A 14,981-nucleotide genomic window follows, 5' to 3' on the forward strand; every position below is an offset into this window, starting at 1 on the left:
CGACATGACCACCGACACCGACACCGGGGGCGACGTGTCAACGCGCGCGATCGCCCTCGGTGCGGACTCCGGGACTCCGAAGCAACGGGGGCCAAAGAACTGGCGCCCGTTCCTGCTGCTGATCCCAGCGTTCGTGATCGTCTCCCTGTTCTTCCTCGCCCCCCTCGTCGACGTGTTCATTCGCTCGGTAACGGATCCGGAGCCCGGCGTTCAAAACTACGTCTGGCTCTTCACCACCGAGGCAAACCTCGCGGTGGTGCTGCGCACCTTCGGCACCGCGATCCTCGTCACGATCGTCTGTCTCCTGCTCGCGTACCCGTACGCGTACCTGATGACGGTGGTCTCGGATCGCACCCGCAACATGCTGCAGCTGTTCATCATGATGCCGCTGTGGACCTCGATCCTGGTGCGCACCCTCGCTTGGATGGTGCTGCTGCAGGACACCGGCCCCATCAACGGCCTGCTCGCGGCCTGGTTCGGCATCGGGCCGATCCCGCTGATCCGCACCACCTTCGGCGTCGCGCTCGGTATGAGCCAGGTGCTGCTGCCGTTCATGGTGCTGCCGCTCTACTCGTCGATGGCGAAGATCGACAAGCGTCTGCTGCCCGCCGCCGCGAACCTCGGCGCAAACCCGGTCACCGCGTTCTTCACGGTGTACCTGCCGCTATCGAAGCCCGGCATCTTCTCGGGCGGTGTGACGGTGTTCATCCTGGGCCTCGGGTTCTACATCATCCCTGCGCTGCTTGGCTCGTCGAAGGAGATCATGATCTCGGCGATGATCCAGCAGCAGATCAGTGTGTTCCTCATGTGGGGCCAGGGCACAGCCCTCGGCATATTCCTGCTCGTGTGTACGATCCTGATCCTCGTGGTGGTGTCCCGGTTCAATAAGGGCGGAAGCCTGTTCCCGGGGGTGAACCGCTGATGACCTTCAAACGCGTGCTCGGCGTCTTCGCCGTGCTCATCGTGCTCTGGCTCATTCTGCCGACGCTGGTGATCATCCCGATGTCGTTCAACGAGGCGCCGTCGTTCAACTTCCCGCCGAAGGGCTTCTCAACCCGCTGGTACGAGAACTTCTTCACGGACCCGACGTGGCTCAAGTCGCTGTTCTCGTCGCTGCAGGTTGCGATCCTCACGATGGTCGTCGCAACGGCAGTCGGCGTGCTCGCGGCGCTCGGGCTGTCGAAGGTGCGGTTCCGCGGCAAGGGGCTGATGGAAGGCTACTTCCTGCTGCCGCTCATCGTGCCGGGGATCGTGCTCGCGGTCGGCCTGTACTCGCTGTTTCTCCGGATGAACCTGCTCGGTACGCTCCCGGGCTTCGTGCTCGCGCACACAATCGTGGCAATGCCGCTCGTGATCACGAACGTGATGGCGTCGCTGCAGGGCCTCGACCCGCGGCTCGAACAGGCGTCAGCCTCGCTCGGGGCCGGGCGCGTACGCACCTTCTTCAGCATCACGCTGCCGCTCATCGCACCCGGTGTGACCGCCGGCGCGCTGTTCGCGTTCGTGACCTCGTTCGACGAGGTGATCCTCTCGCTGTTTATCCAGAGCCCCTCACTGCAGACCCTGCCGGTGAAGATCTTCAACAGCGTCACCCAGACAAATGACCCCACGGTGGCTGCCGTGGCCGTGATCACGATGCTGACCTCGGTCGTCGTCATGCTCATCGCCCAGTTCTCCACGCGGAAGAGAAAGCGACCGGTAGCGTGAACGCTATGACTCACAACGACATCCCCGTGCCCGAGGGGCACGAGCAGGAGCTGCGCTCCGAGGGCCTCAACACCCAGGCGATCCACGCCATCGGAGACGCCGGGATCAGCCTCAACCAGGTCACCAAGCGCTACGGTGACAAAGCGGTCGTCGACGAGATCGACCTCGTGATCGAACCCGGCGAGTTCATGACCTTCCTCGGCCCCTCGGGCTCGGGCAAGACCACCACGCTCAATATGATTGCCGGCTTCACCTCGGTGACCGAGGGCATGCTGCACATCTACGGCAAGCCCGTGGCCAAACTGCCGCCCCACAAGCGCGACATCGGCATGGTGTTTCAGAACTACGCGCTCTTCCCGCACAAGACCGTCGCGGAGAACATCGCGTACCCGCTGCAGCGCCGCAAGCTCTCGAAAGCTGAGCAGCAGGAGAAAGTGTCGACCGCGCTCGCGATGGTGCGTATGGGCGAGTACGGCGACCGCTTCCCCTCGGAGCTCTCCGGCGGGCAGCAGCAGCGCGTGGCGCTCGCCCGTGCGCTCGTCTACGAGCCCCGCGTGCTGCTCATGGACGAGCCGCTCGGCGCCCTCGACAAGAAGCTGCGCGAGTGGCTCCAGACCGAGATCAAGCGGATCCACCGCGAGGTGGGGTCAACGTTCGTCTACGTGACGCACGACCAGGAGGAAGCGCTGTCGATGTCCGATCGCATTGCCGTCTTCAACAACGGCAAGATCGAGCAGGTGGGCACCGCCGAGGATCTCTACGAGGCCCCGCAGACGCTCTTCGTGGGGCGCTTCCTTGGGGAGTCGACCGTGCTGCTCGGCGCCGGTACCCCCGTTGGTGAGCGGCAGACCGCGATCGAGGTCGCAGGGCACCGCGTTGTCGCCGACGGGCAGTCGATTCACGAGGATCTCGCGATTCTGATCCGCCCTGAAAACCTGCGGCTCGAGGCGGCGGGTACCGCGCCGAGCGACACGCAGAACGCGATTCCGGTGACGATCATCGACGTGACCTATCTCGGGGCGTCGCGCCGCTACACCGTCCGCCTGCCCGACGGCAGCGAGGGCGCCGTGCGACTCGGCCAGGAGGCGCGCATCCACAACCGCGGTGACCAGGTCGCAATGATGTGGGACATCGACTCCGGCGTGCTGCTTATCAACACCGGCGAGGCCGGTGAATCGGCCACGTAGGAGGTGCGCGCGGTGGGGTCAGACGCCGCCCAGCCCGCGAGGGCGTGGAAACGCACAGGGGCGGTCCCGGATCTCTCGATCCGGGACCGCCCCTGTGCGTGCATGAGGCGCTACGCCTCGATGTCGACGTCCTTGGTCTCGGGCGTCAGCACCAGCGCAATGAGCGTGAGCACTGCCGCGCCCGTGAGGTAGAGCCCCACGTAGACGGGGCTGCCGTCGGCGAGGCCCCACAGCCAGACCGCGATGATGGGTGCGAGGGCGGCGCCGAGAATCGACGACACGTTGTACGCGACCGCCGAACCCGTGTAGCGCACGTTGGTGGGGAACATCTCCGGCAGGAACGCGCCCATCGGGCCAAACGTGAGTCCCATGAGGGTGAAGCCGAGCGCCAGGAAGAACATCACGAGCGCGGTGCCGCCGCCCAGCAGCGGAACAAAGGTGAAACCGAACGCAGCGATCGCGATCGTGACCCAGATGAGGGTACGACGGCGGCCGAAGCGGTCGGCGAGCGGTCCCGATACCAGCGTGAAGACGCCGAAGAAGATGACGCCGAACACGAGCATCAGGATGAAATCGTTGTACGCGTAGCCGAGGCCGGGCACGTACGCGCTGGCGTCGAAGTCGACACCGGTGGCCGCGGCCGCCTGCTCTGCCACAGCGAGGCCGGGGCGTGTGCCAAACGTCAGCGTGTACGAGGTCATCAGGTAGAAGAGCACGTACGTTGCGAGCATCGCGAAGGTGCCGAGGATGAGGCCCTTCCAGTGGTAGCGGAACGCGACGGCGATCGGCATGCGGGTGACCTTGCCGGCCTCCTTCGTGCGCTCGAACGCGGTCGACTCGACCAGCTTGAGGCGCACCCACAGGCCGACGATCACCATGACGGCGGAGAACAGGAACGGGATCCGCCAGCCCCAGCTGAGGAACGCCTCCGAGGCGATCCCGGGGTGCTCGGGATCGGAGAGGGCGTTGTTGATCACGAAGAACAGCATGTTCGCGATGATGAAGCCGATCGGTGCTCCCAGCTGGGGGAACGTGCCGTACCAGGCGCGCTTGCCCTTCGGCGCGTTCTCGGTCGCGACGAGCGCCGCACCCGACCACTCGCCGCCGATCGCGAAGCCCTGCGCGAGGCGCAGCACGAGCAGCAGTACGGCGGCCCACGGCCCGATCTGGGCGTGCGTGGGGAGCAGGCCGATCAAGAAGGTCGCGATACCCATGGTGAGGAGCGAAGCCACGAGGGTGGTCTTGCGGCCGACGCGGTCGCCCAGGTGGCCAAAGAAGATCGCGCCGACGGGGCGCGCGAGCATCGCCGCACCGAACGTGGCGAACGAGGCGAGCAGCGCCGTCGTCTCGTTCCCGGTGGGGAAGAACAGGTGCGGGAAGACGAGCACCGCCGCGGTGGCGTAGACGTAGAAGTCGTAGAACTCGATCGTGGTGCCGACGAGGCTCGCGAGAATCACGCGAGAGCGTGAGTTGCGGGGTGCGGCGGTGGGGGGACTGGCTGGAGCTGCCGAGGCGGCAGATGATGTGCTCACGGAGGGGGCTTTCGGGGTTGGATGATGCGCTAACCCCGCAACGCCGGTGTGGTGAGATGGCTCGCGCCAGAGAACACGCGGTTCCTTTGTGGGAACTCGCTGAAAGCTAGTGTACCCCGGCTGGGACGGCTCCACCGCGGCAGCGGCGAATGCGTTCCCAGCCGGGAGCGAGCTAGATGCCCACCACCATGATCTCGTGGGGGAGCTTCGAGAGCAGGCTGGTCTGTTCGTCCTCGATGACGAACGTGTCGAGAAGACCGATCCCGCACATGCTCTCGAAGTTCGCGACCATGCCTGATTCGAAGGTGCGATCGTCGTCCTGGCCGCCGACAACTGTGAACTTCCATTCGCCGACCCAGTCAGGTGGGAACGCGATTCCCATCTCATACCCGCCGATCCAGACGCTCGAGTTCAGCTCGAAGACCCCGGCATCGCGGTAGTACGCGTACAACTCGGCGTTCACGTCGCCAATTCGCACCCCGGGACGCGCGCGATTGAGCAAGATGTCGAATCCGCCGGTCAAGATCTTCAGGAGCTCGACCGCCGCCCGTGGTGGTTCCTTGAACGTGTAGAGCTGTGAACGGTTTGAGTGATATCGCTTATAGACGCCGCAGGGATCGACGTCGAGAAAGTCGTCCTCGGTGATGACGCGACGTCCGGAAATCTCGTGGTAGACCCCGAGAGCTGCCAAGCCGACGAACGCGACCTGGTGCAGCCCGGCGGGTTCGCCGCCCGCTGCGGAGAGCCCGCGGATCAGTTCGCCGTGCGCGTCCAATTCGGTCATTCCTGGGCGTAGCACGTCGGCGAGGTGAAGGAGGCCAGCGTCGCAGATAGCGGCGGCCCGCTTTACGGCAGCGATTTCTGCGGCGGACTTGATCATGCGAACTCGGCGCGCAGTCAGGGTCGCGTCGACGACGTGGGCGCCGGCGTCGAGGAGTGCCCCCTCAATCATTTTTGACACTGCCGGGTTCGGGATCGCTGAGTAAAGTTCGATACCGACCCGTGAGCCGTTCACCCAGCCCTCGGCCGCGATCTCGGAGACGATGAATCGCAGCATCCCGTTTCGCTCGTAGCGAGGGAGCAGGCGGACATCGGTGGCGGCCGACGTGCGCCGAATCATCTCCGTGTGCTCAACGCCCTCGAACAGAATGTACCCTGCATCGACCCGCACGACCGTGCAGGTTAGCGGACGCCAATCCCTGGGGCCGTTCGCTTTGTACCAGCGCAGTGCGAGGCCGTGAAGCCAGCTTTGAGCCTCGGGGGAGGAGAGTACGAGCGTGTCGACGCCATCCTCCGCCATTGCGCGCTGGAGCTTCGCGAGCCGACTGGCGTATTCCTCGGCCGAAAATGCAACGTGCGGTTCGGTTCCTGAAATCTGTTCCTGCTGCTCTGCAAGAAAGCGAGTAATCGATGGATCGAGCATGCTCACCTCTGAGTGTCTCTGCGGTTGTGTGGGGCAGCTCGAGACCTCAATCGCGACGCTGCGATTGTGATAATAACATATTATTGGAATAGCGGAATGTGTGGCATTGCGACTGTCTTGCGGGGCCCGGCAGGGTCGGCGTGCCGGCGGGATTGGCCGGTTGCATTGGGGATTCCAGCAGTCGGGGCTGGCGCGTGGTGAACCCAGGGGTTACGTGGCCGGGCCCTCAAGGAGGGCTTCGGCAACCACCTCTGGGGTGAGTGCGCGCGGCTGCATTGCGTCGCGGTGGCGTTCGAGCTCGGTCAGGTGGAGTCTCGCCTCTGCGGGGTCGACGCCCAGCTGGACGGTAACCCAGTCGTTGAGGACTTCAAGCATGAATTCGGGGCTCACCACGTCTGGGTCTGCGAGTGTGCGGATTGAGAGCCCGTCCATGAGCGCAAGGATCCCCGCGGTGAGCCGGTGTGGATCCGCCGATGCTGGGAGGCGGTGGCTCTCGGCGAGTTGCCCGAGCGCCTCCTCGAGTGGCCGCGCCCAGAGCTCGTACACCTGAGACGCGACGGTGCGGAGTGGGCCGGAGCGCCCCGATCCGGACCAGAGCTCGCTCCAGAAGCCCCAACGCTCAGGGAATGCGACAGATCCGAACACGTGTTGTGAATTGAGCGCGTAGATGAACTGCAGCGGATCCTCAATGGTGCGCACTCGGAGTGCGCTCTCGCGCGAGATTACGCGCATCATGACCTCGAAGGTCGCGTCAACCAGGTTCTCGCGAGTGTCGAAGTAGTGCTGAATGAGTCCGAGGCTCACGCCAGACTCCCGCGCGATGTCCTTCAGCTTTGCCGCGACGACGCCGTCTCGTGCGATGACTCTGATTGAGCCGGTGAGGATCTCTGCACGACGCCGAGTTGTGAGGTCGACCTCGTTCAAGCGTGCTGGGTCTTCAGGTGCGATGGTCACGCGTGGTCCCTTCTTGCTGGTGCGCTCGGCGGGTCTCGCCGGGCGCACCGTACTTCGACCCTAGGGGGCGCGGGTCCGAACGCCTTGCAGAATGATAATAATGCGTTATTATGATACTCCAATCCTGTTGACGAAGGAGTCACGAAGATGATTCATCCAACCCGCAAGTTCTTGCTGCCGCTCGCCGCGGTTGCTGCGCTCTCGCTCGCTGCGTGTTCATCGGGCGCCGCGCCCGATGGCGGCGCGGGCGATGGCGGATCGCTCGTGTTCGCGAGCTACGGGAGTGCCTACCAGGACGCGCAGAATGAGGCTTTCCTCACCCCATGGGCAAAGGAAGCCGGCGTCACCGTGCAGAACGATGGCCCGACCTCATACCCCAAGATTCAGCAGATGGTGGACTCCGGAAACACGATCTGGGACGTCGTTGACACCGAGCCCTACTTCCCGGTTGCGAACTGCGGAACGCTCGTCGAAGAGATCGATTTCAGCGGGATCGACACCTCCAACTACCCGGAGGGGACCTGGTCAGACTGCTCAATTCCGATCGCGCAGTACTCGACGATGATGATCTACAACACCGAGACGTTCAGTGGCGCTGCAGCGCCGACCACGCCGGCTGACTTTTTTGATCTTGAGAAATTCCCCGGTACCCGGATGGTCCCCGGGTGGGCGGGGGCCGGGGCGCTCGAGTTCGCACTTCTCGCTGATGGCGTCGCGCCCGCGGACCTCTACCCGCTCGACACCGACCGAGCCTACGCAAAGCTCGACACCATCCGGGACTCCCTCACGTTCTGGAATACGAGCTCTGAGTCGCAGCAGGCGATGGAGGACGGCTCAGCCGACCTCTGGCTCGCCTGGTCAGGTCGGGGCTACGAGGCAGAGAACAACGGAGCAAAGATCGCGCCGGTCTGGGAGGATAACCTCCTCGCCTGGGCAAGCCTGAGCATTGTCAAGGGGACGAAGAACCTCGAGAATGCGCAGAGCTTTATCGAGTTCGCGGCCCAAGCCGAGCCGCAGGCGCGCTTCGCGGAATTGCAGCCGTACGCTCCGGCAGACCTCTCCGCTCAGCCCGAACTCGACGAACTGCAGCAGAAATGGAACGTGGCTGACGAGGCCGTGCAGCGGCAGTCGATCGTGACAAATGTGCAGTGGTGGGCTGACAACTCGGCTGACGCCGAGACCGAGTGGACTGCCTGGTCAACGAGCTAGCCACTTCACGCGCGGGTCGGCCCGCTGAGTGAGCCGGCCGATCCGCCCCACTGCCCACCCACTCCCCGGAGGCCACATGCGTCAATCGCGCCTGTTGAGTGGCGTCGCCGTTGTCCCGGCGCTCGCCGTCATCTTGATCTTTTTCCTGCTCCCCATCGGTGTGATCCTGTTCCGCTCATTTACTGACCCGGAACCGGGGCTCGGCCAGTATGCGGCCGCGCTCGCCGACCCGACCACTCTCCGAGTGCTCGGGCGCACCTTCATGACCGCCCTCATCACGGTCGTCGTCTGCATCGGCCTGGGATACCCGTTCGCCTATCTCCTCACGCTCGTCGGGCCCACGGCGCGAACGTTCCTGATGATCCTCGTGCTCGTGCCGTTCTGGACCTCGCTCATGGCGCGCACCTTCGCCTGGATCTCCCTGCTCCAGCGCGACGGGCCGGTGTCGGCGGTGCTCGCATTCTTCGGCGCCGAGGATGTCACGCTCCGGGGCACGCTTCCCGGTGTGGTGCTCGCAATCGTGCAGATCCTCCTGCCGTACATGATCCTCACGCTCTACACGGCGCTTGCTGCGATCGATCGGAGACAGCTCGCAGCTGCGCAAAGCCTCGGCGCAAACCGCTACCGCGCGTTCTGGCAGGTGTACCTGCCGCAGTCCCTTCCCGGTCTCTTTGCAGCGAGCTCACTCGTATTCATCCTCGCGCTCGGCTTCTACATCACCCCCCAACTGATCGGCAGCCCGAAGGAAGCAATGATTGCTCAGGCCATCGGACAGCGCGTCGAGAAGATCGTCGACTTTGCCGGAGCCGGGGCGCTCTCGGGCATCCTGCTGCTCGCCACACTCGGCCTCTTCTGTGTCGTGATTCTCGCAGTGGCGCCGCTCCGGCGTGGCATCGTGCAGATGGTGTCTGGGGGTGACGCGCGATGAACGAACGCACGCGCATTCGTCTCCCACTGCGCCTGTGGGCCGGCGTAGCTGCCCTGCTCCTCGTCGCCCCCACGCTGGTCGTGATCCCGCTGTCGTTCACCGATAAACGCAGCTTCGCCTTCCCGATTGAGGGGTGGTCGCTGCAGTGGTACGAGAACTTCTTCACCGATTCACGCTGGTTGAACTCGCTGGGGACTAGCCTCGGGCTCGCACTGATCGTGGGCGTCGTGGCGACCGCCGCCGGCACGCTTGCCGCACTTGGAATTCGGGGTCTCCGCGCGCGCCTTGCTGCTGTCACGCAGGTGGCGATCATGTTGCCGATTTTGGTGCCGGGCATCGTTGCAGCAATCGCTATCTTTGGCATGTATCTCCGCTGGGGTCTCGCCGGCTCACCGCTCGGAATCGCCCTGGCGCACATTGCGCTCGCGATCCCGTTCGTCATCATCCCGGTCGGGACCGCGCTCCGTGGACTCGATGAGACTCTAGTGCGCGCCGCAGCGGTGCTGGGCGCAGGCCCGCTCGCTCGCTTTGCGCAGGTGCAGTTCCCGATCCTGCTTCCGGGGATCGTCACCGGTTTCATCTTCGCGTTCGTAACAAGCCTCGACGAGGTCGTGGTTGCGTACTTCCTCCAGTCGCCCACAGTGCGGACCCTTCCCGTGCAGATGTACAGCTCGGTGACCGTTGAAACCGACCCGAGTATCGCCGCGGCGTCCACTCTGCTCCTCGTGCTGTCCACCCTCATCATCCTGATTCCCCGCCTCGTGCAGGTCGTCCACGAACGACGTGCCGAGAAACGACTAGGAGACGTCGCATGACCGTCACCCACACCTCCGGCGCTGAGCTTCAACTCAGTCGCCTCGGAAAGCGATACGCCGGAACCGCGGCGGTCGAGAGCGTCGACCTGAACGTGGCTTCGGGGGAGTTTCTGACCCTGCTCGGACCCAGCGGATCCGGAAAGACCACCACGCTCTCGATGGTTGCCGGGTTCACCGCCCCAACCAACGGCAGCGTTGTATGCGACGGGGCCGAGATTACCTCGGTACCACCGCATCGCCGCGGCCTCGGCATGGTATTTCAGAACTACTCCCTCTTCCCACACCTCACCGTGCGGGAGAACGTCGAGTTTCCCCTGCGTCAGCGAGGCATCGCGAAGCCTGAACGCGTGAAACGCGCGCTCGCGGCGCTCGACCTTGTCGAACTTGGCGCGCGCGCCAACGCAAAACCGGGCCAGCTCAGCGGCGGCCAGCAGCAGCGTGTGGCTCTCGCTCGGGCGCTGGTGTTCGAGCCGCGTTTACTCCTCATGGACGAACCATTTGGCGCGCTCGACCGCGCGCTGCGTGAGCGGCTCCAGCTTGAGCTGCGACGACTACACCACGAGCTCGGAATCACAGTGGTGTTCGTGACTCACGATCAGGAGGAGGCGTTGACCCTCTCCGACCGGATCGCGGTGTTCAACGAGGGGCGGATCGAGCAGGTTGGTACGCCGGAGGAACTCTACGAGCGGCCGGCGACCCTGTTCGTCGCACGATTTATCGGCGAGTCGAACGCGCTTGCTGGCGACGTATCCGCCGGTGTCTTTGTGAGCGGGAGTGGGGTGCGCGTGCCAGCGGCAGACCTCCCGGACGGCCCTGCCGTAGCAGTGGTCCGCCCCGAGCGGATTCGTGTTCACGACCCCGACTCCGCCGGGCATGAGTGTGTCCTTGACGGCGTCGTCGCCGACATCACCTACCTCGGTGCGCAGCGCCGAGTCGAAATCGCCACTGAGGACGGCACCGTGATTGTGCGCTCCGGCGTTGAGACGTTAGCCCCAGAGGTCGGCGCACGCGTCCGACTGGCCTGGTCGACCGAGCGCACGGCAGTCTTTCCCACCAAACACTCTGAAACAGAAACGAGAAACGCATGGACCGAAACCCTCGCCCAGTCCACATCAAGCTCGCTGAGCTGACCCCGCGCGACGCGGCAACAGCCCCGACGAGGGTGCGCATCGCGCGGATTATCACCCGGGCAGAGCACCAGAGCGAGCTCACGCAGGGCGTCTGCTGGATGGAGCCTGGGGAGCAGACAAACCGATGGTCGAGCCGGGAAGAATTTGACCCGACAGAAGCTGATCACTGGTACGGTCCCGTCGACGAAACGTACTACGTAATTCGCGGCAGGCTGCGGCTGACGTGGGACGAGGGCGTCTTCGAGCTGGAGGCCGACGACACCGTATATCTGGCCCCGGGGTGGACCTACCACCTCGAAAATGTCGGTGACGAGCCCGCATTCTTCGTGTACAACATGACACCCGCGCAGGAATGAACGTGCGCGGTGACACTGCCGAGTTTTGAAGGGAATACTGATGGGGCACGATGAACTGTTGCGGGTGCACTTCGACGCGCGGGTGCTTGACCACGACACCGGTGTTGCGCTGCACGAAGCAGCCCCCAGCCCGTGGTTCGCGGCACACGAACCTCACACGGAGGGCCGCCTGCGGATTGAGCGGATGCACGACATTCTTGCGCGCGGCCCGGTGGCCGACGCAATCAGGCTCGCACCCGGGCGGCTCGCAGAGGAAGACGAGCTCGCAGCGGTGCACGACCCCGGCTACGTGGCTGAGCTGCGACGCACCATCGAGCGCGGTGGTGGGTGGGTGACTCCGACGACGAGGCTCAGCGCGAACTCGTACGACCCACTTCGCGCGGCTGCGGGGACCGCATTGGCTGCGGCTGAAACTGTGCTCAGCGGAGCCGCCCCGTTCGCGTATGCGCTGACGCGTCCGCCAGGGCATCACGCCCAGCGGGCGCAAGCGGATGGATACTGCTTCTTCAATGGTGCGGCGCTCGCGGCGGATGCAGCGCGGCGAGCGGGAATTGAGCGGGTGCTGGTGATCGACTGGGACGTCCACCACGGCAATGGGACGCAGGACATCTTCTACGAACGGGACGATGTGCTCACCGTAAGCCTGCACATGGATCACGGGGCCTGGGGTGAGAGCCACCGACAGACCGGAGGACTTGAAGAACGCGGCGTGGGGCGTGGTGTGGGGTTTAACCAGAACATCCCGCTGCCACTCGGCGTCGGAAACGCCGCGTATCTGCGTGCGTTCGACGAAGTGATCGCACCCCTCGCAGAGCGGTTTGCGCCCGGGATGATCGTGTGCGCGAGCGGGCAAGACGCCAGCGCGTACGATCCGAACGGACGACACAACGTTTCGATGCCAGGGTTCTACGGAATAGGTGCGCGTGTGCGCGCCCTCGCCGATCGGCACGCGGAGGGCCGAGCAATCCTGATCCAGGAGGGAGGCTACAACCCGTCGTATGCGCCGTACTGTTTGCTTGCGACGATCGAGGGCCTGCTCGGGGTCGAGGGAACCGGCGACCCGCTCGCCTACGTTCCAGATCAGACGCTTGGGGTCGCTGAGATCCTCGCGGAGGTCGTCGCTGCCCAGGCCGCCGCGGGGCCCGCACCGGCGTAGCCGCGGGTGAGTGCGGCGTGCGCGCGCCGGGCGCAGGTGTACCGCTTGCGCGGTTTCTGAGCTCGATGTACGGTGAGTCACAACATACTGAACACTTCGTTCAGTGAGCGCCGGTGCTCGTGAGCCGGTTCAAGGAGGAACAGTGGCGAGTCAAGACGACGGCGCACCCGGGGGGACGCTCGGCCAGCGCGTCGCGGGGTTCCGCGAGCTGCGGGGAATGAGTCTGCGCGCACTTGCCGCGGCAGCCGGTGTCAGCTCAAGCTTTCTGAGCCAGCTTGAAAACGGGCACACCAACGCGAGCGTCGCCTCGCTGCGGAAGGTGGCAGCGGCGCTCGGAGTTTCGCCCGCTCAACTTCTCGACGACAGTGCCGTGCACACCCGCGGAGTGCTGCGCGCCGCGGACCGCCCGAGTTTACCCTTGGAGGGTGCCGAGAAGTACGTGATCGCGCTGCCTCCGCTGCGCAACCTCGAAGTGTACGCCGGCCGCTTTGCGCCGGGCGGCTCCACGGGGCCAGACGCATACGCGCACGGACACTCCCAGGAGATCCTCCTCGTCACCGCCGGGGAGATCACTCTAGAGCTCGACCGTGACCGGTACGTGCTGCGCACCGACGACTCGATTGAGTTTCTCAGCTCGGTGCCGCACCGAGTGGTCAACGAGTCAGATTCACCCGCAGCGATCCTCTGGATCAACAGCCCGCCCACGCCCGAAGAGACGCCGCACGGCGCCGCCGATCCAGCCGCATCCGCGCGCTGACCAGTGCAGCCAGCACGCACCCCACGAATTCACGCACGAGAACAAAGGACCGAAAGATGATCAACGGCAATGTGTCGCACTGGTGGGAGCAGATTGGTGCCCCGAAGCCGCGACCCGAGCTTCCCGGTAACCTCACGGCTGACGTCGCAATCGTCGGCGCCGGATACACCGGGCTCTGGACCGCGTACTACCTGAAGCAGGCGCAGCCCGACCTGCGGATTGTGATCGTGGAGCAGCGCCACGTCGGCTACGGCGCCTCCGGCCGAAACGGCGGCTGGCTTACCTCCGCAATCACCGGGGGTCGCGAGCAGTACGTGAAGACGCACGGCCGCGACGCGGCCGAGCGGTTCCAGCGCGCGATGAACGAGACCGTCGATGAAGTGATCCGGGTGGCCGCGCACGAGGGGATCGACGCAGACATCAAGAAGGGCGGCGAGTTCAACGTCGCGTACACGCCCGCACAGGAAAATAGGATCCGCGCCTTCGCTGCGGCTGAACGCGAATGGAAGTACGCCGACACCGAGCTTCTTGAGGCGCCGGAGGCGATGGCGCGCATCAACGTCGCGAACACCCGCGCCGCGGTGTGGCACCCGCACAGCGCCCGGATCCAGCCTGCGAAGCTTGCGTCCGGGCTCGCCGACGCCGTCGAGCGTCTCGGTGTCGAGATCTACGAGCGCACCCGCGCGGTCGAGATCGCGCCTCACGCGGTGCGCACCACCCACGGCACAGTCTCCGCGCAGTACGTGGTCCGCGCTACCGAGGGTTTCACCGCGAACCTCAAGGGCCTGCACCGACTCTGGCTGCCGATGAACTCGTCGCTGATCGCGACTGAGCCACTGTCGAAGGACGTGTGGGACGAACTCAACTGGAGCAACGGCGAGGTGCTCGGCGACTTCGCCCACGTCTACATGTACGCGCAGCGCACCGCCGACGACCGGATCGCGATCGGCGGCCGCGGCGTGCCCTACAAGTACGGTTCGAAGACCGACACCGACGGGCAGACCTCACCGGCGACCGTCGAGACCCTGAGCGAGATCCTGCACCGGTTCTTCCCCGCCACGCGCGGCGCAGCGGTTGACCACGTCTGGTCGGGCGTGCTCGGAGTGCCCCGCGACTGGGCCGCCACCGTTGGGCTCGATCGCGAGACCGGGATTGCCTGGGGCGGCGGATACGTGGGTACCGGCGTCACCTCCACGAACCTTGCCGGCCGCACCATCGCGGACCTGATCCTCGGAAACGACAGCGAGATCGCCGGCCTCCCGTGGGTCAATCACCGAGTGCGTAAGTGGGAACCCGAGCCCCTGCGCTGGATCGCGACCAAGGGGCTCTACGCCGCGTACGGCGTTGCCGATCGCACCGAGCTCGCCGGCCGCGAGAAGACCTCGCCCATCGCACACGTCGCCGACGTGATTACCGGGCGCAACTGAGACCACCCACACCATAGAAAAGAACAGGAACCTCCAATGACGACGATTCCCACGCTCTCCGTGCACCACACCGCGGCCGCAGACCTCGGCCCCCACGCTGCCAAGCCAACCGCCACGACCGCGGGGATGACTGAGGCAGCGGTCTCGGTCTGGACCGGCGGATCACAGAACCGCATCGACACCGGGCTGTGGGAGTGCACGGTCGGTGACTTCACGGCGACGCGCGTGGGCTACACCGAGATCTGCACGATTCTCTCCGGACGGGTCACCATCGAGGTGGCGGGTGAGGCCCCCGAGGAGTTTGGGCCCGGCGACGTCATGGTGATGCCGTCCGGCTGGGCCGGGACCTGGCGAGTGCACGAGCCCCTGCGCAAGCACTACACCACCATCCAGGACTAGC

15 protein-coding genes are annotated in these 14,981 nt (G+C 65.2%); 12 read left to right on the top strand and 3 right to left on the bottom strand.

The genetic code is table 11. The features are described 5' to 3' along the window. Window positions 1-4: 4 nt before the first annotated feature. Genes EV139_RS12740 through EV139_RS12750 form a run of 3 tightly spaced genes read left to right on the top strand, consistent with a single transcriptional unit; the run spans window position 5 to window position 2,894 of the window. Window positions 5-922 (top strand): ABC transporter permease, encoded by a 918-nt coding sequence (locus EV139_RS12740; protein WP_130454716.1) that lies wholly within the window; start codon window positions 5-7, stop codon window positions 920-922. Further along, the gene (locus tag EV139_RS12745) at window positions 922-1,707 is read left to right on the top strand and encodes an ABC transporter permease (RefSeq protein WP_130454717.1); all 786 of its coding nucleotides are present in this window, start codon (window positions 922-924) and stop codon (window positions 1,705-1,707) included. Before EV139_RS12740 ends, EV139_RS12745 begins: the two co-directional genes overlap by 1 nt. Before the next feature lie 5 nt (window positions 1,708-1,712). After that, a complete protein-coding gene (locus tag EV139_RS12750; protein WP_130454718.1) occupies window positions 1,713-2,894 on the top strand; it encodes an ABC transporter ATP-binding protein in 1,182 nt (393 codons plus the stop codon). Between the two features lie 110 nt (window positions 2,895-3,004). Here EV139_RS12750 and EV139_RS12755 read toward each other — a convergent pair whose 3' ends face one another. The 3 genes from EV139_RS12755 to EV139_RS12765 form a co-directional block, all read right to left on the bottom strand. Beyond that, window positions 3,005-4,351, bottom strand: coding sequence for an MFS transporter (locus EV139_RS12755; protein ID WP_241989055.1), 1,347 nt, complete (start codon window positions 4,349-4,351; stop codon window positions 3,005-3,007). Window positions 4,352-4,598: 247 nt separating this feature from the next. Continuing rightward, window positions 4,599-5,849, bottom strand: a complete 1,251-nt coding sequence (locus tag EV139_RS12760; RefSeq protein ID WP_130454720.1) for a M24 family metallopeptidase — start codon at window positions 5,847-5,849, stop codon at window positions 4,599-4,601. 210 nt (window positions 5,850-6,059) lie between these two features. Further along, window positions 6,060-6,803, bottom strand: a complete 744-nt coding sequence (locus EV139_RS12765) for a TetR/AcrR family transcriptional regulator (RefSeq protein ID WP_198677568.1) — start codon at window positions 6,801-6,803, stop codon at window positions 6,060-6,062. Window positions 6,804-6,950: 147 nt separating this feature from the next. Between EV139_RS12765 and EV139_RS12770 the strand changes: the two genes are divergently transcribed. The 9 genes from EV139_RS12770 (at window position 6,951) to EV139_RS12810 (ending at window position 14,980) form a co-directional block, all read left to right on the top strand. After that, window positions 6,951-8,012, top strand: coding sequence for an ABC transporter substrate-binding protein (locus EV139_RS12770; RefSeq protein ID WP_130454722.1), 1,062 nt, complete (start codon window positions 6,951-6,953; stop codon window positions 8,010-8,012). A 76-nt stretch (window positions 8,013-8,088) separates the two neighbouring features. Beyond that, window positions 8,089-8,940 (top strand): ABC transporter permease, encoded by an 852-nt coding sequence (locus EV139_RS12775; protein WP_130454723.1) that lies wholly within the window; start codon window positions 8,089-8,091, stop codon window positions 8,938-8,940. Next, on the top strand, window positions 8,937-9,755 hold the full coding sequence (locus EV139_RS12780; RefSeq protein WP_130454724.1) for an ABC transporter permease: 819 nt from the start codon (window positions 8,937-8,939) through the stop codon (window positions 9,753-9,755). Before EV139_RS12775 ends, EV139_RS12780 begins: the two co-directional genes overlap by 4 nt. Next, complete coding sequence (locus EV139_RS12785) at window positions 9,752-10,885, top strand: ABC transporter ATP-binding protein (protein WP_130454725.1); 1,134 nt, start codon at window positions 9,752-9,754, stop codon at window positions 10,883-10,885. Before EV139_RS12780 ends, EV139_RS12785 begins: the two co-directional genes overlap by 4 nt. Next, window positions 10,840-11,241, top strand: a complete 402-nt coding sequence (locus EV139_RS12790) for a cupin domain-containing protein (protein WP_130454726.1) — start codon at window positions 10,840-10,842, stop codon at window positions 11,239-11,241. The genes EV139_RS12785 and EV139_RS12790 overlap by 46 nt, the downstream gene beginning before the upstream one ends. 40 nt (window positions 11,242-11,281) lie before the next feature. Further along, the gene (locus tag EV139_RS12795) at window positions 11,282-12,397 is read left to right on the top strand and encodes an arginase family protein (protein ID WP_130454727.1); all 1,116 of its coding nucleotides are present in this window, start codon (window positions 11,282-11,284) and stop codon (window positions 12,395-12,397) included. Between the two features lie 142 nt (window positions 12,398-12,539). After that, window positions 12,540-13,154 carry a helix-turn-helix domain-containing protein gene (locus EV139_RS12800; RefSeq protein WP_241989056.1) on the top strand — a complete coding sequence of 205 codons (615 nt, stop codon included), beginning with the start codon at window positions 12,540-12,542 and terminating at the stop codon, window positions 13,152-13,154. A gap of 56 nt (window positions 13,155-13,210) precedes the next feature. Further along, window positions 13,211-14,581 (top strand): NAD(P)/FAD-dependent oxidoreductase, encoded by a 1,371-nt coding sequence (locus EV139_RS12805; protein WP_130454728.1) that lies wholly within the window; start codon window positions 13,211-13,213, stop codon window positions 14,579-14,581. A 36-nt stretch (window positions 14,582-14,617) separates the two neighbouring features. Further along, complete coding sequence (locus EV139_RS12810) at window positions 14,618-14,980, top strand: cupin domain-containing protein (protein ID WP_130454729.1); 363 nt, start codon at window positions 14,618-14,620, stop codon at window positions 14,978-14,980. Window position 14,981 lies beyond the last annotated feature (1 nt).

The sequence above is a fragment of the Leucobacter luti genome (genome assembly GCF_004217175.1).
Taxonomy (GTDB): Bacteria; Actinomycetota; Actinomycetes; order Actinomycetales; family Microbacteriaceae; genus Leucobacter; species Leucobacter luti.